At 66.7% G+C, this 23618-nt stretch carries 23 protein-coding genes; 11 read left to right on the top strand and 12 right to left on the bottom strand.

What is annotated here, in order from left to right:
* Position 1: 1 nt before the first annotated feature.
* Together LO55_RS19105 and LO55_RS19100 are read right to left on the bottom strand one after the other, a co-directional pair.
* Positions 2-379, bottom strand: a complete 378-nt coding sequence (locus tag LO55_RS19105) for a Rap1a/Tai family immunity protein (RefSeq protein ID WP_071362693.1) — start codon at positions 377-379, stop codon at positions 2-4.
* A gap of 67 nt (positions 380-446) precedes the next feature.
* A complete protein-coding gene (locus tag LO55_RS19100) occupies positions 447-1361 on the bottom strand; it encodes a LysR family transcriptional regulator (RefSeq protein ID WP_071362692.1) in 915 nt (304 codons plus the stop codon).
* A 106-nt stretch (positions 1362-1467) separates the two neighbouring features.
* On the opposite strand from LO55_RS19100, the gene LO55_RS19095 reads away from it, so the two are divergent.
* The gene (locus tag LO55_RS19095; protein WP_071363870.1) at positions 1468-2676 is read left to right on the top strand and encodes an MFS transporter; all 1209 of its coding nucleotides are present in this window, start codon (positions 1468-1470) and stop codon (positions 2674-2676) included.
* Between the two features lie 65 nt (positions 2677-2741).
* Positions 2742-3275, top strand: coding sequence for an ankyrin repeat domain-containing protein (locus LO55_RS19090; RefSeq protein ID WP_071362691.1), 534 nt, complete (start codon positions 2742-2744; stop codon positions 3273-3275).
* Position 3276: 1 nt separating this feature from the next.
* Here LO55_RS19090 and LO55_RS19085 read toward each other — a convergent pair whose 3' ends face one another.
* Together LO55_RS19085 and LO55_RS19080 are read right to left on the bottom strand one after the other, a co-directional pair.
* Positions 3277-3900 (bottom strand): PEP-CTERM sorting domain-containing protein, encoded by a 624-nt coding sequence (locus tag LO55_RS19085; protein ID WP_071363869.1) that lies wholly within the window; start codon positions 3898-3900, stop codon positions 3277-3279.
* Positions 3901-4093: 193 nt separating this feature from the next.
* Positions 4094-4390, bottom strand: coding sequence for a putative quinol monooxygenase (locus tag LO55_RS19080; RefSeq protein ID WP_005670652.1), 297 nt, complete (start codon positions 4388-4390; stop codon positions 4094-4096).
* Positions 4391-4572: 182 nt separating this feature from the next.
* On the opposite strand from LO55_RS19080, the gene LO55_RS19075 reads away from it, so the two are divergent.
* Positions 4573-5037, top strand: a complete 465-nt coding sequence (locus LO55_RS19075) for a hypothetical protein (RefSeq protein WP_005670650.1) — start codon at positions 4573-4575, stop codon at positions 5035-5037.
* A gap of 9 nt (positions 5038-5046) precedes the next feature.
* Here the strand turns inward: LO55_RS19075 and LO55_RS19070 are convergent, their stop codons facing one another.
* On the bottom strand, positions 5047-5544 hold the full coding sequence (locus LO55_RS19070; protein WP_229410186.1) for a GNAT family N-acetyltransferase: 498 nt from the start codon (positions 5542-5544) through the stop codon (positions 5047-5049).
* Between the two features lie 215 nt (positions 5545-5759).
* On the opposite strand from LO55_RS19070, the gene purU reads away from it, so the two are divergent.
* The 8 genes from purU to LO55_RS26465 all read left to right on the top strand — a co-directional run bounded on the left by purU (position 5760) and on the right by LO55_RS26465 (position 15529).
* A complete protein-coding gene (gene purU / locus LO55_RS19065; protein WP_005670647.1) occupies positions 5760-6650 on the top strand; it encodes a formyltetrahydrofolate deformylase in 891 nt (296 codons plus the stop codon).
* Positions 6651-6748: 98 nt separating this feature from the next.
* Positions 6749-7276, top strand: a complete 528-nt coding sequence (locus LO55_RS19060; RefSeq protein ID WP_005670645.1) for a (2Fe-2S)-binding protein — start codon at positions 6749-6751, stop codon at positions 7274-7276.
* Positions 7273-8307 (top strand): FAD binding domain-containing protein, encoded by a 1035-nt coding sequence (locus tag LO55_RS19055; RefSeq protein ID WP_071362689.1) that lies wholly within the window; start codon positions 7273-7275, stop codon positions 8305-8307. Before LO55_RS19060 ends, LO55_RS19055 begins: the two co-directional genes overlap by 4 nt.
* Positions 8304-10616 (top strand): xanthine dehydrogenase family protein molybdopterin-binding subunit, encoded by a 2313-nt coding sequence (locus tag LO55_RS19050; protein ID WP_071362688.1) that lies wholly within the window; start codon positions 8304-8306, stop codon positions 10614-10616. The genes LO55_RS19055 and LO55_RS19050 overlap by 4 nt, the downstream gene beginning before the upstream one ends.
* A gap of 257 nt (positions 10617-10873) precedes the next feature.
* On the top strand, positions 10874-11848 hold the full coding sequence (locus LO55_RS19045; RefSeq protein ID WP_071362687.1) for a tripartite tricarboxylate transporter substrate binding protein BugD: 975 nt from the start codon (positions 10874-10876) through the stop codon (positions 11846-11848).
* Positions 11849-12008: 160 nt separating this feature from the next.
* Positions 12009-12473 (top strand): tripartite tricarboxylate transporter TctB family protein, encoded by a 465-nt coding sequence (locus LO55_RS19040; protein ID WP_005670636.1) that lies wholly within the window; start codon positions 12009-12011, stop codon positions 12471-12473.
* 6 nt (positions 12474-12479) lie between these two features.
* On the top strand, positions 12480-13982 hold the full coding sequence (locus LO55_RS19035; RefSeq protein WP_005670634.1) for a tripartite tricarboxylate transporter permease: 1503 nt from the start codon (positions 12480-12482) through the stop codon (positions 13980-13982).
* A 164-nt stretch (positions 13983-14146) separates the two neighbouring features.
* The gene (locus LO55_RS26465; RefSeq protein ID WP_143054566.1) at positions 14147-15529 is read left to right on the top strand and encodes a PIN-like domain-containing protein; all 1383 of its coding nucleotides are present in this window, start codon (positions 14147-14149) and stop codon (positions 15527-15529) included.
* Between the two features lie 190 nt (positions 15530-15719).
* Here LO55_RS26465 and LO55_RS19025 read toward each other — a convergent pair whose 3' ends face one another.
* The 7 genes from LO55_RS19025 to LO55_RS18995 all read right to left on the bottom strand — a co-directional run bounded on the left by LO55_RS19025 (position 15720) and on the right by LO55_RS18995 (position 23598).
* Positions 15720-16844 (bottom strand): MFS transporter, encoded by a 1125-nt coding sequence (locus LO55_RS19025; RefSeq protein ID WP_071362685.1) that lies wholly within the window; start codon positions 16842-16844, stop codon positions 15720-15722.
* Entirely contained in the window at positions 16841-17368 is a 528-nt protein-coding gene (locus tag LO55_RS19020) for a TetR/AcrR family transcriptional regulator (RefSeq protein WP_071362684.1), read from the bottom strand. The genes LO55_RS19025 and LO55_RS19020 overlap by 4 nt, the downstream gene beginning before the upstream one ends.
* 49 nt (positions 17369-17417) lie before the next feature.
* A complete protein-coding gene (locus tag LO55_RS19015; RefSeq protein WP_071362683.1) occupies positions 17418-18875 on the bottom strand; it encodes an MFS transporter in 1458 nt (485 codons plus the stop codon).
* Positions 18876-18890: 15 nt separating this feature from the next.
* Positions 18891-20075, bottom strand: coding sequence for an HlyD family secretion protein (locus tag LO55_RS19010; RefSeq protein ID WP_071362682.1), 1185 nt, complete (start codon positions 20073-20075; stop codon positions 18891-18893).
* Positions 20076-20092: 17 nt separating this feature from the next.
* Complete coding sequence (locus tag LO55_RS19005) at positions 20093-21505, bottom strand: efflux transporter outer membrane subunit (protein ID WP_229410185.1); 1413 nt, start codon at positions 21503-21505, stop codon at positions 20093-20095.
* 142 nt (positions 21506-21647) lie between these two features.
* On the bottom strand, positions 21648-22589 hold the full coding sequence (locus LO55_RS19000) for a LysR family transcriptional regulator (RefSeq protein WP_071362680.1): 942 nt from the start codon (positions 22587-22589) through the stop codon (positions 21648-21650).
* 49 nt (positions 22590-22638) lie between these two features.
* Positions 22639-23598, bottom strand: coding sequence for a chemotaxis protein (locus LO55_RS18995; protein ID WP_005670620.1), 960 nt, complete (start codon positions 23596-23598; stop codon positions 22639-22641).
* Positions 23599-23618: the final 20 nt, after the last annotated feature.

Raw genomic sequence — 23618 nt, 5'->3', positions numbered from 1 at the left:
GTCAGCGCTTCTTCTTGCCCGGCTTCGGGCAGGGGAAGCGCCGGCGCAGCTCGGCCAGCACCAGCGGCGCCGCGTTCTCTTTCAGTTCGGCCGGTTTGCGCGTCGCCTTCAGGCGGCGCACCACGGCCAGGTTCAGTTCATCGGGCAGCACGGGCCGCGCCAGGCACCACTCGCGGCCGTGGGCGCCGTCCTTGATGCCATTGAGGTAGGCTTCGACCTTCTCGCGGTTGATGTAGTCGAGCTGGCTCTTCGGTTCCTTGAGCCGGTGCTCGATCACTTCCTGGCCGCTCATCGCATTGAATGGGTAAACGTAGGGAATCGATGCCTGCGCCCACAAGGGAAGGCAGGCGGCGATCGCGATCCAGGCGCACGCTGTCATTGCCGCTCCTGACGAACATTCGGCCTTCCATCGTGCTGCGCCGCTCCCTGCCGCCGCTTGCGGACCCTCAATCGTGCGCCAGCCGCAGGTCCGGGTCGGCCTCGAACACCTCGGCCAGCCAGTCGGCGAAGGCGCGCAGGCGTGGATTGGCGATCCGTCCCTGCGGGTACAGCAGCGACACCGGCATCGGCGTCGGCGGCGTGTCCGCCAACACTTCCACCAGCTGGCCCGCATGCGCGCGCAGCTGGTAACGCGCCAGCTGGATCAGCCCCAGGCCCTGCAAGGCGAGAATCAGGTTGGCGTCGGCGTCGTTGATGGCGATCCCCCCTTTCACGGCGACCTTGCGCAGCCCATCCGCTTGCTGGAATTCCCACTCGAAGGCGCGCCCGGTGCGTCCCGAGAAGTGAACGATGCCCTCGTGCCCCGCCAGCTCGTCGAGCGAGGCCGGCACGCCGCGCCGCGCCAGGTAGTCGGGCGTGGCCGCGACGGCGAAGCGCATCAGGCCGATGCGGCGCGCCACCAGGCTGGAATCCTGCAGCTCGCCCACCCGCAGCGCGCAGTCGATGCCTTCGCCGGTCAGGTCGACCAGGCGGTCGCCCATGCCGATGGAGAGGTCGATGCCGGGCCAGGCGCGGCGGAACTCGGCGATGCGCGGCAGCACGATGGCGCGGCCCAGTGCGCCCGGCAGGTCGATCCGCAGCCGTCCCTGCATGCGGCGCCCGTCGACGCCCAGGAAATCGGCTTCCGCCGTCTCGATCGCGGCCAGGATCGCGGCGCATTGTTCATAGTAGCGCTCACCGTCCTGCGTGAGCGACAGCCGGCGCGTGGTGCGCTGCAGGAGCTGGGCGCCGAGGTGACGCTCGAGGTTCTGCATGGTTGCCGTCAGCGAGGCGCGCGGCAGGTTGAGCGATTCGGCGGCCTTCGTGAAGCTGTTCGCCTCGACGATCCGCACGAAGGTCTGCATCGCCTTCACCTTGTCCATGATTGTTCACATTATATGAATTGTATGTGCGCATTATGCACTAATTATCTTTGCCTCATGCCTGCCTAGAATGGAACTGTTCAACTACCCTATCGAGGAGCAAGCCATGACAATTAACACCGAAGCACGGATATCGACCGGCATGACGCGGCTGCTGGCCGCCGCCGCCGGCATCATCGTCGCCAACCTGTATTACGCCCAGCCGCTGGTCGGCCCGATCGGGGCCGCCCTCGGCATGCCTCCGGGCGCCGCCGGCCTGATCGTCACCCTCACCCAGATCGGCTACTGCCTCGGCCTGCTGTTCATCGTGCCCCTGGGCGACCTGTTCGAAAACCGGCGCCTGATCGTGAGCGGCCTGGTCGCCACCGGCGCCGCGCTGGCGCTGGCCGCGAACGCCGACACGGCCTGGCAGTTCCTGCTGGCGGCGCTGGCGATCGGGCTGGGCGCCGTGGTGGCCCAGGTGCTGGTGCCGTTCGCGGCCCACCTGGCGCCGGAGGCGACGCGCGGCCAGACCGTCGGCAAGGTGGTCAGCGGGCTGCTGCTGGGGATCATGGTGGCGCGTCCGGTGGCCAGCGTGCTGGCCGGTTTCGGCGGCTGGCAGGCCGTGTTCGGGATCGCCGCGGCGCTGGTGCTGCTGCTGGCCGTGGTGCTGCACTTCAAGCTGCCGCAGCGCCGGCCGGCCGCCACCCAGCGCTACGGCGCGCTGATCGCCTCGCTGTGGCCGGTGCTGGCCAACACCCCGGTCCTGCGGCGCCGGGCGCTGTACCACGCCGGCCTGTTCGGCGCCTTCAGCCTGTTCTGGACCGTGGCGCCGCAAGCCTTGTCCGGCCCCGACTTCGGCCTGAGCCAGAACGGGATCGCGCTGTTCGCCCTGGTCGGCATGGCCGGCGCGGTGGCCTCGCCGATCGCCGGCCGCCTGGCCGATGCCGGCCATACCCTGGGCGCCACCGCGATCGCGCTGGCGGTCGGCGCGCTGAGCTTCCTGCTGCCATTGTTCGCTCCCCATTCGAAGCCGCTGGCGCTCGGCCTGCTGGCCGTGGCCGCCATCGTGCTCGACGCCGCGGTCGCCGCCAACCTGGTGCTGGGCCAGCGCGCGCTGTTCGCCCTCGGCGCCGAGATCCGCAGCCGCCTGAACGGCCTGTACTTCGCCCTGTTCTTCGCCGGCGGCGCGCTCGGTTCGGCGCTCGGCGGCTGGGTCTATGCCCAGTATGGCTGGCATGCGGCGCTGGTGACCGGCATGCTGCTGCCGGCGCTGGCCCTGCCGGCCTGGCTGTGGGAAGCGGCCGAGCACACGGCCAGCCGCCAGCAAGCCTGAAGCGCGCCTGCGTGTCGCAGCCGGATGTGATTTAATCAAGCATCGCACCGACACCAGGAACATGCATGCAAGCCAATGACACCACCCCGCCGGCCGCGCCGGCGGAACTCGATGAAGCCACCCTCGAATGGGTGCGCAAGGTATTCCAGCACGCCCGCGCCGGCGAAGCCGAACCGCTCGGCGCCTTGCTGGCCCAGGGCCTGCCGCCCAATCTGCGCAACGAACGCGGCGACAGCCTCCTGATGCTGGCCTGCTACCACGGCCACCACGACGCCGCGCGCGTGCTGCTGGAGCACGGGGCCGATCCGCAACTCATGAACGACGCTTCCCAGACCCCGCTGCATGGCGCCGCGTTCAAGGGCGACCTGGCGGTGACGAAGCTGCTGCTGGACCACGGCGCCATCGCCGACCATGCGGGACCGTCCGGCAAGACCGCGCTGATGTTCGCCGCGATGTTCAACCGGGTCGAGATCGCCCGCCTGCTGATGGAGCACGGCGCCGACCCGTCACGGCGCGATGCCGACGGCGTCAGCGCCTTCGACGCGGCGCAGCGCATGGGCGCGGCCGACACCGCGGCGCTGCTGGCGCCGACTGCCTGAGTCAGCGCCCTGGCCGCCGGCGCTGGGTGAGCCAGGCCGCGGCCAGGCCCAGGCCGGCGAGCAGCACGCTGGACGGCTCGGGCACCTCGCCCTCGAGCGGCTCGCCCACCAGCAGGCCGGTGGAGCCCGAGCAGGCCGGTCTTTCGTAGGCGCAGCCGAACGGCTCGTCGCTGTGCGCGTTCAGCACCGTGAACAGGCTGCCCGTGCTGCCCAGCGTGAAGTGCGAATTGCCGTCGGTGGCGAAGATCTCGCCGCTGAGCACGCCGCCAGGCAGGAAGGTCACGTCCAGCCTGATCTTGTCATAGTAGTGCTGCGGCAGCTGGCGGTAGCCGTAGTCGATGTAGTTGTGCCGGTAATCGCCCGAGAACGGCTCTTCGTACCAGTAGCGCAGCGACAGCAGGCTGTCCTGGGGATCCAGGCACGGCCCGTCCAGGTCGCACATATTGGTGAAATCGAGGTAGAGGCTGCCCTGCGCGACCGCCGCATCGGAAAACACCAGCTCCAGGTTCAAGCCGGGCGGCATCGACTCGGATGCCTCGACCTGCTGCCAGGAATAGGTCACGGCGGCCTGCGCCGGCTGGGCCAGCAGTGCGGCCGCGAACAGCAACGGGGTGATACGCAACATCGACATGCTCCTCATGGTTACTCACCATGAATGAGCAAGAACCGGGCCTGTGACCTTCGCGGCGGCAACTCCTTGATTTGACGAAAGATTTTTCGCCTATTGTCAATACGGAAGCAGCGAGTGTTAAATATCTCGACAGCTCATCCGTTCGGACCAGGTCCGAAGCGTGGCCGCGGGCGAGGCCCTGCCGCTTTCAGCCGGCGGGTGTGTACTTGCGCACCGCCACCGGGCGCTCGACCAGCGCCGGCAGGTCGGCCACCAGGGCCGCCATGTGCGCGCTGGCGTCGTGCAGCGCCACCGCCTCGGCATCACGCCAGTATTCCACCATGATGAACTCGCGCGGGTCTTCGGTCGAGCGCTGCAGTTCGTACAGGATGCAGCCGGCTTCCTTGCGGGTTTCCATCGTCATCGCGTGCATGCGCGCCGCGAGCGCGGCTTCCTGGCCCGCCCTGGCGTACAGGGTGGCGATGATCGTCACTTGCTGGTTCATGTTCTTCCTTCGTGTCGGAGGCGCGATGGCTTGGGAGTGCCTGGCGCCGCCCTGCAGTATAGGATGAACCGCGCGCATCTGCCGGCCGGCCCGCGATTTCCACTCCGGCATGCTCATCCCCTATAATCGTAGCCGCCCCGGCCCCGCCCGCGGGCGAGCTTCCACCACTACCTAGGATTCCGATGAAAGCCCTGCCTCTTGCCGTATTGCTCCTTGCCTCCGGTTCCGCGCTCGCCAACGACGCCGCGCTCCTGAAATGCCGCGCCGTGAGCGACGTCGCGGCGCGCGTGGCCTGCTATGACGCGATTCCCCTTGGCGCGGCCAGTCCCGCGGCAGCCGCGCAGGCGGCCGGTGCGCCGGTGGCGGCGGCCCGCGCCGAGCAAAACTTCGGCATGGAAGCGGTGAAACAGCGCGAGGAGCAGCCCCAGTCGGTGCAGAGCACCATCGTGGGCAGCTTCGAAGGCTGGGGCCCGGGTTCGCGGATCCGCCTGGCCAACGGCCAGGTGTGGCGCGTCATCGACGGCAGCGACGCGGTCCTGGCGCCGCGCACCGACGTCAAGGTCAGCATGGAACGCAATCTGTTCGGCACCATCTTCATGCGCGTGGACGGCACCAACGCCTCGGCCAAGGTGCGCCGCGTCGAATGATCCAGTGCGTCAGGCCAGCGGGCGCGCCATGTAGAGCGCGCCCGCCGGATACGTGAGCAGGCCCGCATCGCCGGTGGCCCGCGCCGCGAAGCCGAAGCCGCGCCAGAAGCGCGTGCTGTCCTGCACCGACACCAGCGCGGCATGGGACAACGCCAGGTCGCGGCCGAGGTCCAGCAAGCGCTCCACCAGCGCCCGCGCCAGCCCGCGCCCGAGCGCGCGCGCATCGACCGCCAGGTCGTGAAGGTACAGCGTGTCGGCGTCCGGCGCGATCTCGAACGCCGCCCCGAGGTCGGTGACCCGCCCCAGGCGCGACGGGTAGGCGAACAGGTAGCCGCACACGCCGTCGGCGTCGCATGCGACCAGGCAGGTGGCGGCCGCCACATCGCGCCGCGCCTTTACCACGGGCGCCGCTTCCTGCATCGCCGGCGGATAGCAGGCCGCCTGCACGCGCAGCACGGCATCGAGATCGGCGAACAGCATCGGACGGATATGCGTTGGCGTCGGCATCGGAACCCTGGAAAAAAGCGCGCATGGTAGCACGCCTGACATGCACGCTTGACGACATCGGCCACATCCATCATTCTATACATTCTGACAACATCGCCTTGCCAGCGCTGCCGACCCGGCGGCGCCGGAAACCAGAGCTGCCGCCGTCCCACCTGGCCGGTGTCGCGTGACGGACGGGCACTTCGCATCCAGCCCCTAACCGACAGGAATCACCCATGAGCAGCATCGCCCCGGCGCCCGCCGGCCGCATCGAATACATCCTCAACGCCAGCTGCCCGGCCGGCACCGGCATCGTCGCCGCCGTGGCGACCTTCCTCGCCGAGCGCGACTGCTATATCTGCGCGCTGGAACAGTTCGACGACGATTCGACCGCGCGCTTCTTCATGCGCGCCGTGTTTCGCCAGCAAGAAAACTCCCCACCGATCGACCGCATCCGCAGCGAGTTCGCCGACCTGGTCGCCGGCCGCCTCGAGATGCAGTGGAAGATGTTCGATCCGCTCGATCCGGTGCGCACCGTGATCATGGTCTCCAAGACCGACCACTGCCTGGACGACCTGCTGTACCGCCGCCGTAACGGCGAACTGAACATGCAGATCACGGCGGTGGTGTCGAACCACCTCGACCTGCGCCCGATGGTCGAACGCGAAGGCATCCGCTTCGTGTTCCTGCCGGTCACCAAGGACAACAAGACGCAGCAAGAGGCGCGCCTGTTCGAGATTTTCGAGGAGACCGGCTCTGAACTCGTGATCCTGGCGCGCTATATGCAGATCCTGTCGGACGAGCTGGCGCGGCGCCTGGCCGGCAAGTGCATCAATATCCACCACTCCTTCCTGCCGGGCTTCAAGGGCGCCAAACCCTACCAGCAAGCCTTCGACCGCGGGGTCAAGCTGATCGGCGCGACGGCCCATTACGCCACGCCCGATCTCGACGAGGGCCCGATCATCGAGCAGGTGCTGACCAGGGTCGACCACAACTACCGGGTCGACCAGCTGACCCGCGTCGGCCGCGACAACGAGTGCCTGGCGCTGGCGGCGGCGGTCAAGTTCCACATCGAACGCCGCGTCTTTGTCGACGGCAACAAAACAGTGGTATTCCGCGGTCCCTGAGCAAAATAACAAGTTACCTCAAGAATAGGTGCGTCACCTAACCGTGACGCACCCGGCTGCACGGGTAAGGTCATGGCTTCTCATAAAGGGGAATGACCATGGAACTTCACCAGCAGTATCCGGTCCGCCTGCGTATCAACGGGCAGGACCGCGAATTCAACGTCGAGTCCTGGGTGACCTTGCTTGACCTGTTGCGCGAGCGCGCAGGCATGACCGGCACCAAGAAGGGCTGCGACCAGGGACAATGCGGCGCATGCACGGTGCTGGTGGACGGCAAGCGCATCAATTCCTGCCTGACCCTGGCGGTCATGCAGGACGGTAAAGAGATCACCACGGTCGAAGGCCTGGCCAACGGCGAAGACCTGCACCCGATCCAGCAAGCCTTCATCGACTGCGACGCCTTCCAGTGCGGCTACTGCACCCCTGGGCAGCTGTGTTCGGCCGTGGGCCTGATGAACGAGGACCAGGCCAGGTCGCGCGACGACGTGCGCGAACTCATGAGCGGCAATATCTGCCGTTGCGGCGCCTATCCGCAGATCGCGGACGCCGTGGTCCAGGTGATGGACCTGCGCAAGAAAGATAGCGGCGACAAGCCCGCCTTCACGACCGGGGCGGTGCTCGCATGAATCCATTCACCTTCACCCAATCGAAAGACCTCGACGGCGTGCTGGCGGCCTTGAGCGCCGGCGAAGCGCGCCCGATCGCGGGCGGCACCAACCTGCTCGACCTGATGAAGGAAGGCGTGATGCGCCCTTCGCAACTGGTCGACATCAATGGCCTCGGCCTGGACAAGGTGGAGGTCGGCGACGACGGCGGCCTGCTGCTGGGCGCCCTCGCCCGCAACGCCGACACCGCCTACGACCCGCTGGTGCGCGCGCGCTTTCCGCTGCTGTCGAGCGCGATCCTGGCCGGCGCCTCGCCCCAGCTGCGCAATATGGCGAGCAATGGCGGCAACCTGATGCAGCGCACCCGCTGCGTCTACTTCTATGACGTCGGCACCGCCTGCAACAAGCGCGAGCCCGGCACCGGCTGCCCGGCCAGGGATGGCGTCAACCGCCAGCATGCGATCCTGGGCACCAGCGAAGCCTGCATCGCGACCCACCCGTCCGATATGTGCGTGGCCCTGCGCGCGTTGGACGCGACCGTGCACGTCCAGTCCAGCAGCGGCAAGCGGCAAATCCCCTTCGCCGAGTTCCACCGCCTGCCGGAAGACCGTCCCGAGATCGACAACACCCTGCAGCCGGGCGAACTGATCACCCACATCACCGTCCCGCAGGCCGACCGCTTCATCGCCCACAGCGCCTACATCAAGGTGCGCGACCGCCTGTCCTATGCTTTCGCGCTCGTGTCGGTGGCGGCCGCCCTCGACCTCGATGCCGACGGCACGATCAAGGCTGCGCGCATCGCGCTCGGCGGCGTCGCCCACAAGCCATGGCGGATCGAAGCGGCCGAAGCGCAGCTGGTGGGCAAGGCGGCCGGCGAGGAAGCCTTCGCCGCCGCCGCCGACACCATGCTGCAGGGCGCGCGCAGCTTCGGCCAGAACGACTTCAAGCCGGCGCTGGCGAAGAACGCCATCGTCCAGGCCTTGACCAGCGCCGCCCGCGGCACCGACATCGCCAGCGGCAGCGACCGCCATCCAGAAGGAGACCGAGCATGACCGACCTGATTCCAGAACTGCGTGCGCCGAGCGCGCCGGCCGGCACCGGCCGCGTCAAGAGCGGCATGGCCGTCTCGCGCGTCGACGGCCGCGCCAAGGTCACCGGCCAGGCCCAGTACGCGGCCGAGGTGTTCGCGCCCGACCTGTGCTATGGCGTCGTCGTCAGCAGCACCGTGGCCAAGGGCCGCATCACCCGCATCGACACCGTCGACGCCCTCACCGCGCATGGCGTGATTTCCGTGATGACCCACGAGAACCGCCCCAAGATGCGCTCCTTCGACATCGCCTGGAAGGACATGACCGCGCCCGCCGGCTCGCCCTTCCGGCCCCTGTTCTCGAACGAGATCTTCTACAGCGGCCAGCCGGTCGCGCTGGTGATCGCCGACACCTTCGAGGCGGCGCGCCACGCGGCCCAGCTGGTGCGCGTGCATTACGACGTCGACGAGCACGAGACCAACCACCTGGAACGCCTGGACGAAGCCTACGAGCCGCGCAAGATGAAGGCCGGCTTCACGCCGCCGAGCAGCACCGGCGACGGCGAAAAGGCGTTCGCGAATGCCCCGGTCAAGGTCGACTCGCAGTACTACAACGGGGTCGAGCACCACAATCCGATGGAGATGTTTGCCTCCACCGTGATCTATGGCGAGGATGGCCACCTGACCATCTACGACAAGACCCAGAGCTCGCAGAACAGCCGCTGGTACGTCTCGCACGGCTTCGGCATCTCGAAGGACAAGGTGACGGTGCGCAATCCCTACGTGGGCGGCGCTTTCGGTTCCGGCCTGCGTCCGCAGTACCAGCTGCCGCTGGCCGTGATGGGCGCGCTGCAGCTGAAACGCTCGGTGCGCGTGGTGCTCACGCGCCAGCAGATGTTCAGCTTCGGCCACCGTCCCGAGACCTGGCACCGCATCCGCCTGGGCGCCGACCATGACGGCACGCTCAAGGCGATCTGGCACGAGGCGATCCAGGAAACCTCGCGCCTCGAGGACTACGTGGAAGTGATCGTCAACTGGTCCGGCCAGCTGTACGCCTGTCCCGACATTAAGCTCGGCTACCAGGTGGTGGCGCACGATCGATTCACGCCACTCGACATGCGCGCGCCCGGCGCCGCCCACGGCGTGCACGCGCTCGAAGTGGCGATGGACGAGCTGGCGTACGAACTCAAGATGGACCCGCTGGCCCTGCGCCTGAAGAACTACACCGACGTCGCCCCGATCGAGGACAAGCCGTTCTCGACCAAGGAGCTGCGCGAATGCTACCGCCAGGGCGCCGAGCGCTTCGGCTGGGACCAGCGTCCGCTCGAGCCGCGCTCGATGCGGGACGGCGACGAGCTGGTCGGCTGGGGCATGGCGACCGGGATCTGGGATTCGCTGGTGATGGTGGCGCGCGTCTCCGCCGTGCTGCATGCCGATGGCCGCCTGGTGGTGAGCAGCGCCGCGACCGACATCGGCACCGGCACCTATACCGCGATGTCGATCGTCGCCGCCGAACAGCTTGGCCTGCCGCTCGAGCAGGTGACCTTCCAGCTGGGCGATTCGACCTTGCCGATGGCGCCGATCGAAGGCGGCTCGTCGCACATGGCCACGGTTGGCTCGGGCGTGCATGGCGCTTGCGAGAAGCTCAAGAAGCAGCTGCTCAAGATGGCGGCGGCGATGCAGGATTCGCCGCTGGCCAAGGCGCGCATGCGCGACGTCGAGTTCGGCGACGGCGCAGTGTTCTTGAAGAAGGATCCGGCGCAGCGGGTCGAACTCTCCGCCGTGCTGCGCGACGCCAACCTCGACCGCCTGGAGGAGAAATTCTTCATGACGCCGCAGATGCTCAAGCAGCGCAAGTACACGCGCGCGGTGCACTCGGCCGTGTTCTGCGAGGTGCGCGTCAACGAGAAGCTGGGCATGGTGCGCGTGACCCGCGTGGTGAGCGCGGTCGCGGCCGGGCGCATCATCAGCGCCAAGACGGCGGCCAGCCAGATCAGCGGCGCGGTGGTGTGGGGCATCAGCCAGGCCCTGCATGAAGAAACCCATACCGATGACAGGTACGGGCGCTTCATGAACCACAACTACGCCGAATACCACGTGGCGGTGAACGCCGACATCCACGACATCGACGTGATCTTCGTGGAAGAGGACGACCGCATCGTGAGCAAGCAGCTCGGCGCCAAGGGCGTGGGCGAGATCGGGATCGTGGGCGTGGCGGCGGCGGTGTCGAACGCCATCTTCCACGCGACCGGCAAGCGCCTGCGCACCACGCCGATGACCCCGGCCAAGCTGCTGATGGGAGATCGCGAACTGCCAGTGCAGGCGCCGGTGTAACCCGAGTCTCTCGACGGCATCGAAGCGCCGACGGCCACCGCCGTCGGCGTTGTCATTTTCGAATTTTCGCCTTCGGCTGTACAGCTTTTACTGAACCTCGTCACACCCATGCGACATACGTATTTCCACGTAGTTGCATATCAATATGTTTACTGGTACAACCCTAGCTGCGTAAGACAACGCTAGAGCGCAGCGACGCACCGCAAAGGTGCGCACTGCCATCCCATACCAAGAACGAGATAACGAGGACGACAAACATGAAGCTCAAGATGCTGTGCGCTGTCGCGTGCCTGGCCGCTTTCGGCAGCGGCCTGGCCCAGGCCCAGAACTACCCCAACAAGACCATCACCATGATCGTGCCGTTCGCGGCCGGCGGCCCGACCGATACGGTCGCGCGCCTGGTGGCGCAGTCGATGGGCACCACCCTCAAGCAGCAGATCATCATCGAGAACGTCGGCGGCGCCGGCGGCACCATCGGCGCGGCGCGCGCGGCCAAGGCCGCTCCCGACGGCTACACCCTGTTCCTGCACCACATCGGCCAGTCGACCGCCCCTGCCCTGTACCGCAAGCTGCCGTACGACGCGATCACCAGCTTCGAGCCGATCGGCCTGATCACCGACGTGCCGATGACCGTCGTCGCGCGCGGCAATTTCCCGGCCAAGGACATGAAGGAGCTGATCACCTACGTCAAGGCCAACAAGGACAAGGTGACCTACGCCCACGCCGGCCTGGGTTCGGCCTCGCACCTGTGCGGGATGCTGCTGCAGACCGCAATGGGCGTCGAGCTGACCACCGTGCCCTACAAGGGCACTGGCCCGGCGATGAACGACCTGCTGGGCGGCCAGGTGGACTTCATGTGCGACCAGACCACCAACACCACCAGCCAGATCAAGAGCGGCAAGATCAAGGCCTATGGCGTGACCACCAAGACCGTCGTGCCGTCGCTGCCCAACCTGCCGACCCTGGCCTCCGGCGCGCTGCCGAACTTCGAAGTCGGCGTCTGGCACGGCCTGTACGCGCCGAAGGGCACGCCGAAGCCGGTCGTCGATGCGCTGGCGAACGCCCTGCGCGCCTCGCTGCGCGATCCGAACGTGATCAAGCGCTTCAACGACCTGGGCACCGAGCCGGTGCCGACCAACCAGGCGACGCCGGAAGCGCTGCGCACCCACCTCAAGCAGCAGATCGACCTGTGGGGTCCGATCATCAAGAAAGCCGGCGCTTTCGCCGACTGAGCATGAGCATCTGATATCACGCACTGTGCCGGCTCCACCGGGACGGTGCGTTTTGTTGTAGCTGTCGTACCTGCCGCACCCGCAGCACCGTAGTTGAAACACACTTCGAACCATTGCATCTGTATCACCGCATTTGCATCACAAAAAAGGGGACCACCACGTGCCAGCATTCATACGCCACCCAAAGGATTTTTGGAGTGGCATCGTCTTTCTCTTCTTCGGCCTGAGCGCCATCGTCATCGGCCAGGACTATGAAATGGGCACGGCCGGACGCATGGGCCCGGCCTATTTCCCGACCGCCCTCGGCGGCCTGCTGTCGCTGGTCGGCGCAGCTTCCTTGCTGCGCTCCTTCTTCCGCCAGGGCGAGCCGATCGGCCGCCTGTACTGGAAAGAGCTGTCGCTGGTGCTGGTGGCCGTGCTGCTGTTCGGCTTCCTGGTGCGCGACGCGGGCCTGGTGCCGGCGGCCTTCCTGCTGATCCTGATCAGCAGCTACGCCGGCCAGAAATTTAATCTGGGCAAGGCCGTGGCGCTGGCCGTCGGCGGCGCCCTGTTCGCGGTGGGCCTGTTCGTCAAGCTGCTCGGCTTGCCGATGCCTATCTTTGGTCCTTGGCTCGGTGGGAATTAATAGAATATGGAACTCTTCAGCAATCTCGCCCTCGGCCTCGAAACGGCCTTCACGCTTCAAAACCTGTTCTACTGCCTGGTCGGCGTCTTCGTCGGCACCGCGGTCGGCGTGCTGCCGGGCCTCGGCCCGATCGCCACCATCGCCATGCTGCTGCCGGCGACCTTCGGCCTGCCGCCGGAATCGGCGCTGATCATGTTGGCCGGCATCTACTATGGCGCCCAGTACGGCGGCTCGACCACCGCGATCCTGGTCAACCTGCCGGGCGAATCCTCGTCGGTCGTGACGGCCCTGGACGGCTACCAGATGGCGCGCAACGGCAACGCCGGCAAGGCGCTGGCCACCGCGGCGATCGCCTCGTTCTTCGCCGGTTCGGTCGCCACCGTGCTGCTGGCCCTGGCCGCGCCGCCGCTGGCCGACATGGCCCTCGAATTCGGCCCCGCCGAATACTTCTCGCTGATGGTGCTCGGCCTGGTCGCCTCGGTGGTCCTGGCCAGCGGCTCGCTGCTCAAGGCGATCGGCATGGTGCTGCTCGGCCTGCTGCTGGGCGTGGTGGGCACCGACGTCAACTCGGGCTCGGCGCGCTACACCTTCGACCTGCCGCAGCTGGCCGACGGCATCAACTTCGTGATCGTCGCGATGGGCATGTTCGGCATCGGCGAGATCGTCCGCAACCTGGAGCACGACGAGTCGCGCAACCTGGTGATGAAGAAGGTCAAGGGCCTGATGCTGAGCAAGGACGACTTCAAGCGCATCATCGCCCCGGTGCTGCGCGCGACCGGCCTCGGCTCGATCCTCGGCATCCTGCCGGGCGGCGGCGCGATGCTGGCGTCGTTCGCCTCCTACTCGCTGGAGAAGAAGGTGTCGAAGAACTCGGCGCAGTTCGGCAAGGGCGCGATCGAAGGCGTGGCGGCCCCGGAAGCGGCCAACAATGCCGGCGCCCAGACCTCGTTCATCCCGATGCTGACCCTCGGCATTCCGTCGAACCCGGTGATGGCGCTGATGATCGGCGCGATGATCATCCAGGGCATCCAGCCGGGTCCGGCCGTGATGACCGAGCAGCCCGGCCTGTTCTGGGGTCTGATCGTCTCGATGTGGATCGGTAACCTGTTCCTGGTCGTGCTGAACCTGCCGATGATCGGCATCTGGGTGCGCATGATCATGGTGCCTTACCAGCTGCTGTATCCGGCGATCCTGATGTTCTGCGCGATCGGCGTGTTCAGCCTGAACAACAGCAACTTCGACGTCTACCTGATGGCGCTGTTCGGCCTGCTGGGCTACCTGTGCGCCAAGCTGGAGCTGGAACCGGCGCCGATGCTGCTCGGCTTCATCATCGGCCCGATGATGGAAGAGTACCTGCGCCGCGCCCTGCTGCTGTCGCGCAGCGATCCGATGGTGTTCATCGAGCGTCCGATCTCGGGCGTGATGCTGGGCCTGGCCGCGGCGGCGATGATCGTGGTGCTGCTGCCGTCGCTGCGCAAGAAGCGCGAAGAGGCGTTCCAGGAAGACTGATGCCCTAATTGGATGTGGCCCGTCAACAGCATTTCAGCTGCGGCGGGCCTTTTTCGCTTTAAAGTGGCGGGAGAGTTGTAAGCTAGTCTTTAATCAAAACTGCCGGCATCCCACGGCAATCCGTCATTACTATTCGCGATATTCAATCCTCTTGGACAAAAGCTATGCGAGATCTCTTTCCTGGATACTATCGATTCAGCCCACAAGATACTGAGTCCTTCTGGAGTGAAGCTTGTTTTGTATTTGATACCAATGTCCTATTAGAACCATATGCACTACCAGAACAAGCAAGAGAGGAATTTCTAGTCGTTCTTGAAAAAATCGCGCAGCGGATTTGGATTCCTTACCAAGTGGCTCTCGAGTTTCATCGGAACAGATTTAGCAAGATCTCTGCTGCGTCGAAGAATATCGCGGACTTGAAGAAAACTGCCTTATCTAACTCTAATGAGATCATTTCACGAGTTAACGCTATGCAGTTTGAAAAGTGGAATACTGGGATTGATGATTTACCTAAGATCCTAGAGCAACTTCAGAGCGCTCACGCGCAGCTAGACGTCGCGCTTGAAGCAGCTAAGAGAAAGCTGCCACAAGTCAGCCTTGACGACCCGATCGCGTTGCGTCTTTCCAAGCTATTAACTGGAAATGTTGGACCACCTCCTCCAAACCAGACTGCTTTGGATGAACTATGCACTGGATCTGCGGATCGTTATACATCCTCAATTCCCCCTGGATTTTCGGATCAAAAAAAGGGAGAGGCGTATTTTGACCGTGGCCTTCGCTACGAGGCCAAGCACGGGGACTTAATTATCTGGCGACAGATTATCCAGCATGTTAAAGACAAGCAGCTCAGGAACATCATTTTTGTAACAGCCGATGTAAAAGAGGACTGGTGGATAAGTGAAAAATCTGGACAACGCCTCGGCCCTCATCCTGCATTAATTGAAGAATTTCTGAGAGAAACTGCAGCGCGTCGATTCTGGATATATACCCCGGATCAATTCCTTGAACATGCCCGTAAACAATTCGCCGTAGCTGTGGCCGATCAGACTCTTGAACAAGTTAAGCAAAGCACTCTCGAGACATCATCCCTTTATCAACTTACTCTTGTTTCTAAACGCAGCAGGTCAATTGGAGTTCATCAAGGAAAATCATCATTCAATCAACTCGACTTCTCAGACTTGCAAATTGTTCGAGAGTGGGTCCAGCATAGGCATCCTTCATCAATGTTGACTGCAGGATTGGGAGTCGACATTGCGGTTGAGGACGGCGGAGAAATCACGGCAATCTATCAAATTATTAAAGTAAAACAGTTGGCACTTACAGCTGCAAAAATTGCGGCAACCGAATTATTTGATGACATTTCTCAGTACATTCTTGTGGTGCTCGAAGGGGTTGCGCTAGCTGACTTTGCATTTGGTGATAATCAAGATTTGTTTACCAGGCTGCTCGAAATTATGCACAAACAAAAAATCCAATCCACCGTCTTCCTCGACGTTAGCAATGGGGCAGTTAATGTCGTAGATGAGTTCTCAGTTCGCTCACTATAGCTTGGTATAGAACGCTGTATTTTAGTCACTACATATCAAATCTTCATATGATTTCGCCAGCTAGACGTTGACCTCGAAGAAGCTGTCCAAGAACTGAAACTTAAGCAGGAATTCAAGTTGAAACAGGCGCTAAACTTGCCATTCGAACGAACCCTATCTCGCGTCCGCCAGCATCGCTCGTGCGTTAGCTTTATTTCAGAGGTCTGCGAATACCGCCCGCAGCGAGCGCGAGGGCCGCGAACGCCGCCACCGCGTAGTTCGCCGAAGCGCGCTCCATGACGAAGCCAAACGCCATCGCGCCCAGCGTCTGGCCCACCGCCAGCGCCAAGAAGGCCAGGGTCACGCCGGTGGCGGGCCGCGCGGGCAGCGCCGCGATGCTCCACACCAGATAGACGCCGGTCAGCATCAGATAGGCCGCGCCGAACAGGCCGCCGCCCATGAACACCAGCCACGGCGGCGCGCCATCCAGGCCGACCGCGGCCACCGCCAGCCCCAGCGCGACGTGGAACACAAGGTGCACCGCGCGCATCCCGTAGCGGGCGATCAGCGATCCGGCCATGGCGCCGGCCACGCCCGCGCACCCCATGACGGTCCACAGCATGCCAACCTGGCGCCCGCTCCAGCCGAGATTGGCCTCCAGCAGGTCGGCCCCGAAACTCCAGACCACGGTGCTCGCCGCTCCGCTCAGGCCGGCGGCCGCGGCCAGCCGCATCAGGTCGGGCGAAAGCCGGGGCAGCAGCGGCGCAGCGGCGGCGGGCCGCGGGTTGCCGGCGGACAGCACCTTCAGGGTCGCGCCGACCATCAGGAGCGTCGCGCCGGCGAAGCCGGCATAGGCCAGCCGCCACTCGGCCCCCATCAGCGCCGCCACCGGGCCGGACAAGGCGACGCCGGCGCTGGTGCCGGCGTTGATGAAGGTGTTGGTCGTGTCGTGCCTGGCGGGCGCCAGCATCGCCGTGACGGCCGCGGCCAGCGCCGGCGACGCCAGGCCGGTGCTCGAACCGGCCACGATCACCGCAACGGCCAGCCAGGCGGGCGACGCGGCGCTGGCGATCCCGATCATGCCGGCGGCGCCGGACACCCCTGCCGCCACCGCCACGAAGCGCGGCCCGCGGCGTTCGGTCAGCCAGGCCGCCAGCACGATCGCCAGGCAAAATCCAAGAAAGGACCCCGCCGAGATGATCCCCGCCAGCGAGGACGAGAGGTCAAAATCGGCCGAAATCGCGGGCAGGAACAGGCCGAAGGCGAAGCGCGCGAAGCCGTAGCAGACCGCGATCAGGCCGAAGCCGGTGACGCCGAGAGCGAGGGTCTGCTTCACGCCGCACGCGCCATCGCAACCAGGTCCACGGCAGCCCCGCACGCCGCCTCGATCGCGCTTGCCCCCTGCCAGGCGCTGGCCGCCACCGCGCCCTCGAACAGCAGGACGATGCGCCCGGCCAGCACCGCCTCGGCGCGGCCCAGGTCGGCGTGGACGATCCGCGCGACGTGCTCGCGCAGCCTGGCCTTGTGCGCCTGCACCGCCGCCACGATCGCCGGTTCGGCGCCGCCGGTCTCGCCGAGGATGCGCAGGAACAGGCAGCCGCGCGCCCCTTCGTGCGCGATCCAGCCGGCCAGCGCGGCGAACAGCGCGCGCACGTCGAGTCCATCGACCTGCTCGAAGAAGCGCCGGTCGCGCGCAGCGAGCACCTCGCCCACCAGCGCGGCTTTGCTGCCGGCATGTTTATAGAGGGTGCGGCTCGACATCCTGGCGGCGCGCGCCAGGGTGTCCATATTGGTGGCCATGTAGCCGTGTTCGTAGAACAGGCGCTCGGCAATGGCAAGGAGTGCTAGGTTGGTATCCATGGCCCCAGTGTAAAACGATCGTTTTACCCCAGGGCGCACGCTTGCCCCCTTAGTCGAACCGGCGCTGCATGGTCAGCAGCACGGCGCCGGCCAGGCCCACCCCCATCACGATCCAGAACAGGTCCTGGCTCGCCAGCAGGCCGGCCTGGCGCGCCAGTTCCAGGCCGCCGTCGCCGATCGCGCCGGCCTTCTCGGCCAGCCGCGAGGAATGCAGGGCCGTGCGCTCCTGCAGCGCGATATTGGTCACGCCGACGCCCAGCGCCAGGCCCACCTGCCCCAGCATGTTCTTGAGCTGCTGGGCGTGCGCGAACACCACGTTGTCGGCCTGCAGATCCTTGAACGAGTGGATCGCGGCGGTCGCCATGCCGAGCGTCAGGAAGCCGCCGAACAGGCCCATCCACAACATCACCGTATCCCAGGCGTTGGCGCGCGGATCGAGGGTGGCGAAGCGCCAGCCCAGCGCCGCCAGCATCAGGAAGCCGGTCACGAAGAACCTGGTCGGATGCGGATTACGCTTGACCATCTGCAGCATCACCACGAACACGACGAAGGTCGACAGCAGCCCCACGCCCTGCAGCACGCCGGCCTGTTCCAGCCCCATGCCGAGGCCCTTCTGCACCGCCTGCGGCAACAGGGTATTGACCATCCCGAGCACCGCGTAGCAGACCGCGAAGATGACCAGGCCCAGGCGATAGCGCGCGCTGGCCAGGATGTTCAGGTGCAGGAAGGGTTCGTGGCGGCGCGCCTTGACGAGGCCGAAGGCCAGCAGCAAGGCCAGGCCCAGCGCCAGGTGGCCGAGCAGCGCGCCGCGCTGGCCGCCATGCCAGTCGTAGGTCAGGTGCTGCAGGGCGAACAGCGTGATCGCGGCCCCGCCGCCCAGCAGGATCGCATCCGGCACGTGCAGGCGCGTCGGCGTGCCGTCCAGCGTGTCGGCGCCGAGCGGCAGCCAGCGCGCCGCGATGCCGGCGCCGATCGCGGCCAGCGCCGCCAGCAGCAGGAACATCCCGCCCCAGGCTTCGTGCCCGATGAATTTCGCCGCGGCCAGCGGGCCGAGCGCCAGGCCGAGCGAGAGCGCGCCGCCGAAGGCCGCGATGCCCTGCAGGCGCTGGGGCGACGGCGGTATCAGGTTCACCATCATGCGCGAGGCGGTCATGAACACGCCGCCGCCGATGGCCATCAACAGCCGGCCGCCGGCGAAGGCGGCGACGCTGCCGCTGCCCGCGCAGATCCAGGCGCCGACCATGTAGAACACCACGCCGCCCAGCAGGTAGTTGCGCCAGCCGAGGCGCTGCACCATCACCGTCAGCTGCGAGATCGACAGCACCGCCACTGCCGCATACAGGGCCGAAACGGTCGCGTATTCCTCGGGCGAGGCGCCGACGTGGCCCATGATGGCGGACGCCGCGAACACCGTCATGCCGGTCGAGAGGAACTCGATGAAGTTGAACACGAAGATCGCGGCCAGCAGCGCCGGACGTGGAATCGCAAGCTTAGCGGGGGCGTTCATCGCCTGCCCTTTCCATCAACGCGACGCCACCGCGCCCGGGTGACCGAGCGCGCGCCGGATCGCCTCCTCGGCGCCATGCGACTCGGTCTCGAACACGACGGTCTTGTACTGCTGGCGCGCGGCGCCGGCCTGCATCAGGCTCAGGCCCTGCTTGCTGCTGGTGTCGATCGCCACCTTCATCGACAGGCCCAGGCGCAGCGGATGGCGCGCCAGGTCGGCCGGGTCGAGCGCGATGCGCACCGGCACCCGCTGCACCACCTTGATCCAGTTGCCGGTCGCGTTCTGCGCCGGGACGGCGGCGAAGGCGCTGCCGGTGCCGGCTTCCTGGCCGACCACGCGGCCATGGAAGACGACGTCCTTGCCGTACACGTCGGCCGTCACCGCCACCGGCTGGCCGATGCGCACGTCCTTGAGCTGGGTTTCCTTCAGGTTGGCGGTGACCCACATCTGGTCTAGCGGCACGATCGCCATCAGCGGCGTGCCCTGCGCCACGCGCTGGCCGATCTGGACGTTGCGGCGCGCCACGATGCCGCCCACCGGCGCGGCCAGCGTGGTGCGCGCCAGCCCCAGCGAGGCGTCGCGCAGCTGCGCGATCGCGGCCTGCACGTCCGGATGGCTTTCGACCGTGGTGCCGTCGACCAGGGCCAGCGCCGAGCCGACCTGCTGGCGCGCGGCCGTCAACGCCGCGCGGGCGGCCGCCACGGCGTCTTCGGCATGGCGGATGTCCTCGCCCGACACGGCGCCGGTGTCGGCCAGCTTGCGCCGGCGCTCGAGGTCGCTGGCGGCCTTGCCGAGATCGGCCTCGCGCTGGGCGACCGTCGCGCGCAGCTGCTCGACGCCGGCGAACTGGGCCCGCACCTGGCGCGCCGACTTGGCCAGCGCCGCCTCGGCGCGGTCCTGGGCCAGGCGCGCGTCGACCTCGTTGAGCTGCACCAGCACGTCGCCGGGCCGCACGAAATCGGTGTTGTCGGCAGCAATGCGGGTCACGGTGCCGGCGACCTGCGGGGTCACCTGCACCAGGTTGCCCTCGACGTAGGCGTCTTCGGTGTGCTGGCTGTTCCAGCCGATGCCCAGCACCTCGGGCGAAGACCAGGCGATGCCGCCGGCCGCGGCCAGCACGGCCGCGGTCAGACCGACAGTGAGGCCGAGCGCGCCCTTGCGGCGGCCCTGGGGAGCGTTGTTCGTATTATTGGTGTCCATAGCGTTCTCTCGATTGTTCAATGCGCGGCCAGCGCGGGCCTTGCGGACGGGGCCTGGTAGCCGCCACCCAGCGCGCGCACCAGGTTCACGTCCAGCTCGTAGGCGCGGGCGTCCAGCTCGGCCTGGGCGCGGCGCTGGGCCACGACCTGGGTTTCGGCGATCAGGACCTGCACGAAGTTGCCCAGCCCTGCGCGGTAGCGCTGCTCGGCCAGCTCATAGGCCTGTTCGGCGGCGGCCAGGGCCTGGTCCTGCTCGCGCACCCGTTCGCCCAGCCAGCGCAGCGACGTCAGTTGCGCCGTCACGTCGCGCAGCGCATCGATCACGGCGGCGTTGTAGTTCTCGACCGCGACGTCGAATTCGGCGTTGCGCGCGGCGAGGTTGCTGCGCAGCCGGCCGCCGTCGAGCAGCGGCAGGGTCACCAGCGGACCGGCCGCGAAGCTGCGGCTGCCGCCCTGCAGCAGGCGGTCGAAGCCCAGGCTGGCCAGGCCGCCGGACACGCTCAGGTTCACGGTCGGATAGAACTGCGCCTTGGCGACGTCGATCTCGCCGCTGGCCGCCTCGACCTGCCAGCGCAGCGCCACCAGTTCCGGACGGCGGCCCAGCAGCGCGGCCGGCACGTCGGCCGGCGCCGCCGCCGGGCGCTCCAGCCGCAGTCGTGGACGGGCGATCGATTCGGCCGCGTCCTGGCCTTGCGCCCCCAGGGCCGCGATCTGGCCGCGGGTCAGCGCGATCGCCTCGTCCAGCGCCGCGATCTGGCCGCGCGCGGCCGGCACGCCGATCTCGGCCTGCTTCAGCTCTGCCTTGCTGTCGAGCTGGGCGGAGACGCGCTGCTGCACCAGCTCGAGGATGCGGCTGCGCTGGCGCAGCTCCTGCTCGGCCAGGTCGCGTTGCGCATACAGGTGGTCCAGGCGCAGGTAGGCCTGCACCACGGCGGTCGACACCGCCAGGCGCGCGGCCTGGGCTTCGGCCTGGCGCGCATTGACGCGGCCGGCGGCGGCGGCCACGCTGGCCGCGTTCTTGCCCCAGAAATCGAGTTCGACACCCAGGTTGAGGCTGGCGTCGTTGACCCACTGCCAGCTGCCGGCCAGCGGCTTGGGCACGCTGCCGTTCTCGCTGTAGCGCTGGCGCGCCGAACGGACCGAGGCGTTGGCCTGCGGCCCCAGGCTCGCCGCGGCCAGGCCTTCGAGGGCCGCCGCCTGGCGCACCCGCGCGAGCGCGCCGGCGATCGTCGGGCTGGCGTCGCGCGCGCCCTCCACCAGCCGGTCGAGCTGGGGGTCGCCATAGGCGCGCCACCAATCCTGGGCCGGCCAGGCGGCGGTCCCGGTCGCCAACGACCCAATAGCGCGCGATGAATTCGCGGCCGCGTCCTGGTTCAGGCGGGCCAATTGCGGCTGCGCGCCCATCGACACGCAGCCGCTGAGTACGAGCATCGCAGAAACAAGCGCCAGGCGGGTCGGACACCGGCCTGGCGCGGAAAGGGATTGAAGCATGGTGTGCCTCGGCAAAAATACAGGGATAGCCGAAGCATAGTTGCTCTGAGTTATTTAGGCCATGCCATAAGCGGCATGGACATCATGCAGAATCTGCATAACCGGTCCCGGCCCCCAGCGTATTGGTCAAGGTCGTCAGCACGAACTCGCGCAGCCAGCGGTTGGCCGGGTCGCGGTGGCTGCGCTCGTGCCAGTACAGCGCCAGCTGCAGCGGCGGCAGCTCGACCGGCATCGGCGCCAGCGTCAGGCCGAGGTCGCGCGCCAGCGGGCGCGCCAGGCGCAGCGGAATGGTGGCGATGGCATCGGTATGCAGCGCGATGTGCGCCGCCGAGGTGAAGCTCGGCACATGGCACAGGATGCGGGTGGGCTCCAGCAGCGTTTCCAGCTTGCGGGTCACGGCCACGTTGTGGTGGCTGGTGTGCTCCATCTCGATCAGCACGTGGCGGTGGGTCAGCCAGGCGTCGCGGTCGAGTTGCCCGGCCCACGGATGGCCGGGCCGCATCAGGCAGGCGTATTCGTCGTCCCACAGCTTGCGCTGGCGGATGTTGTTGAGCAGGTGCGGAAAGCGGCCGATGGCCAGGTCGATATGGCCGCGTTCGAGCTGGGCCTCGAGCGAACCGGGATCGATGTGCACGCTGCGCAGCTGCAGGCCAGCGGCGCCGTTCTCCAGCCTGGCCAGCCCGTCCAGCAACTGGGGCAGGATGTTCACCACCGCGCCGTCGACCATGTACAGGCCGAAGGAACGGGTGGCGCTGAGCGGATCGAAGGCGGCCGGGCCGCCTTCGAGCTGGCGCGCCGCGTCCAGCACGGCCGCCACCGGGCCGGCCAGTTCGAGGGCGCGGGAGGTGGGCTGCATGCGCTGACCCGAGCGCACGAACAGCGGGTCGCCGAAATGGCGCCGCAGTTTCGCCAGCGCGCGGCTGACGGTGGGCTGGGTCATGCCGAGCAGTTCGGCGGTGCGGGTCAGGCTGCCCTCGCGCAGCAGGCTGTCGAGGATCAGTAAGTGGGAAAGGTCGGGGATCACGGCCGCATCATATCATTGCGGCAACTGGCATGTGATCCCCGGGGCAGGATCAGCCGCCCAGCACCTTGCGCAGGGTGCGCGACAGGTCTTCGGCCGAGAACTTGGCCACATAGGCGTCGGCGCGCACGTTCTTGACGTGTTCTTCGTTGGTGGTGCCCGACAGCGAAGAGTGGATGACCACCGGCAGGTTGCCGAAGCGGTTGCTCGACTTGATGTTGCGGGTGAGCGTGAAGCCGTCCATTTCGGGCATCTCGAGGTCGGTCAGCACCATGGCCACGCGGTCGTACACGGTGCGGCCTTCGGCTTCGGCCGCGGCGGCGATCGTGCCCAGCTGGTCCCAGGCTTCCTTGCCGCTCTTGGTCATGATGTAGGGCAGGCCCATCGCGTCCAGGCCCTGCTCGATCAGCGCGCGCGCCACCACCGAATCGTCGGCCGCCAGGATCACGGCGCCCGGCTTGATCACGATCTTGGCGCCCACCGCCTGCTCCATGTTCTCGCGCTCCTGGTTCGGGTTCAGGTTGCGCAGGATGGTCTCGACGTCCAGCACCTGGGCCAGGCGCGCCGGCTGCCCATCCTGCTCGGGCAGGCGCGCGATGCTGGTCACCATGCCGCTGCCGGCGCTGTGCTCGGCGGTCATGACCTGGCTCCAGTCCAGGCGCACGATCTCTTCCACGCTCTCGACGGCAAAGGCCTGGGTGGTGCGCGCGAACTCGGTCACCAGCATGATGTTCAGGCCGGTCTTGGGCTTGACGCCGGTGATGCCCGGCAGGTCGAGCACCTGGATGATCTGGCCGCGCAGGTTGACCACGCCCAGCACGTGCTGCGGCGCGCCGGCCACCGCCGTGATCTCGGGCATGGCGACGATCTCGCGGATCTTGAAGACGTTGATGCCGAACAGCTCGTTATGGTTGCCCTGCTCGTCACCGCCCAGGCGGAACAACAGCAATTCGAATTTGTTGGTGCCGGTCAGGTTGCTGCGTTCGTCGACTTCTTGTTGTACCGATTTCATGTTCCATCCTGGATTAATAG

Source organism: Massilia timonae (genome assembly GCF_001866515.1).
Taxonomy (GTDB): domain Bacteria; phylum Pseudomonadota; class Gammaproteobacteria; order Burkholderiales; family Burkholderiaceae_D; genus Telluria; species Telluria timonae.
This window is presented reverse-complemented; position numbering and strand designations above follow the sequence as displayed.

Excerpts from the sequence above, each read along its gene's own strand:
- LO55_RS19105 (WP_071362693.1), bottom strand. The coding sequence starts at position 379 with ATGACAGCGTGCGCCTGGATCGCGATCGCCGCCTGCCTTCCCTTGTGG.
- LO55_RS19100 (WP_071362692.1), bottom strand. The coding sequence starts at position 1,361 with ATGGACAAGGTGAAGGCGATGCAGACCTTCGTGCGGATCGTCGAGGCG.
- LO55_RS19095 (WP_071363870.1), top strand. The coding sequence starts at position 1,468 with ATGACAATTAACACCGAAGCACGGATATCGACCGGCATGACGCGGCTG.
- LO55_RS19090 (WP_071362691.1), top strand. The coding sequence starts at position 2,742 with ATGCAAGCCAATGACACCACCCCGCCGGCCGCGCCGGCGGAACTCGAT.
- LO55_RS19085 (WP_071363869.1), bottom strand. The coding sequence starts at position 3,900 with ATGTTGCGTATCACCCCGTTGCTGTTCGCGGCCGCACTGCTGGCCCAG.
- LO55_RS19080 (WP_005670652.1), bottom strand. The coding sequence starts at position 4,390 with ATGAACCAGCAAGTGACGATCATCGCCACCCTGTACGCCAGGGCGGGC.
- LO55_RS19075 (WP_005670650.1), top strand. The coding sequence starts at position 4,573 with ATGAAAGCCCTGCCTCTTGCCGTATTGCTCCTTGCCTCCGGTTCCGCG.
- LO55_RS19070 (WP_229410186.1), bottom strand. The coding sequence starts at position 5,544 with ATGCCGACGCCAACGCATATCCGTCCGATGCTGTTCGCCGATCTCGAT.
- purU (WP_005670647.1), top strand. The coding sequence starts at position 5,760 with ATGAGCAGCATCGCCCCGGCGCCCGCCGGCCGCATCGAATACATCCTC.
- LO55_RS19060 (WP_005670645.1), top strand. The coding sequence starts at position 6,749 with ATGGAACTTCACCAGCAGTATCCGGTCCGCCTGCGTATCAACGGGCAG.
- LO55_RS19055 (WP_071362689.1), top strand. The coding sequence starts at position 7,273 with ATGAATCCATTCACCTTCACCCAATCGAAAGACCTCGACGGCGTGCTG.
- LO55_RS19050 (WP_071362688.1), top strand. The coding sequence starts at position 8,304 with ATGACCGACCTGATTCCAGAACTGCGTGCGCCGAGCGCGCCGGCCGGC.
- LO55_RS19045 (WP_071362687.1), top strand. The coding sequence starts at position 10,874 with ATGAAGCTCAAGATGCTGTGCGCTGTCGCGTGCCTGGCCGCTTTCGGC.
- LO55_RS19035 (WP_005670634.1), top strand. The coding sequence starts at position 12,480 with ATGGAACTCTTCAGCAATCTCGCCCTCGGCCTCGAAACGGCCTTCACG.
- LO55_RS26465 (WP_143054566.1), top strand. The coding sequence starts at position 14,147 with ATGCGAGATCTCTTTCCTGGATACTATCGATTCAGCCCACAAGATACT.
- LO55_RS19020 (WP_071362684.1), bottom strand. The coding sequence starts at position 17,368 with ATGGATACCAACCTAGCACTCCTTGCCATTGCCGAGCGCCTGTTCTAC.
- LO55_RS19015 (WP_071362683.1), bottom strand. The coding sequence starts at position 18,875 with ATGAACGCCCCCGCTAAGCTTGCGATTCCACGTCCGGCGCTGCTGGCC.
- LO55_RS19010 (WP_071362682.1), bottom strand. The coding sequence starts at position 20,075 with ATGGACACCAATAATACGAACAACGCTCCCCAGGGCCGCCGCAAGGGC.
- LO55_RS19005 (WP_229410185.1), bottom strand. The coding sequence starts at position 21,505 with ATGCTCGTACTCAGCGGCTGCGTGTCGATGGGCGCGCAGCCGCAATTG.
- LO55_RS18995 (WP_005670620.1), bottom strand. The coding sequence starts at position 23,598 with ATGAAATCGGTACAACAAGAAGTCGACGAACGCAGCAACCTGACCGGC.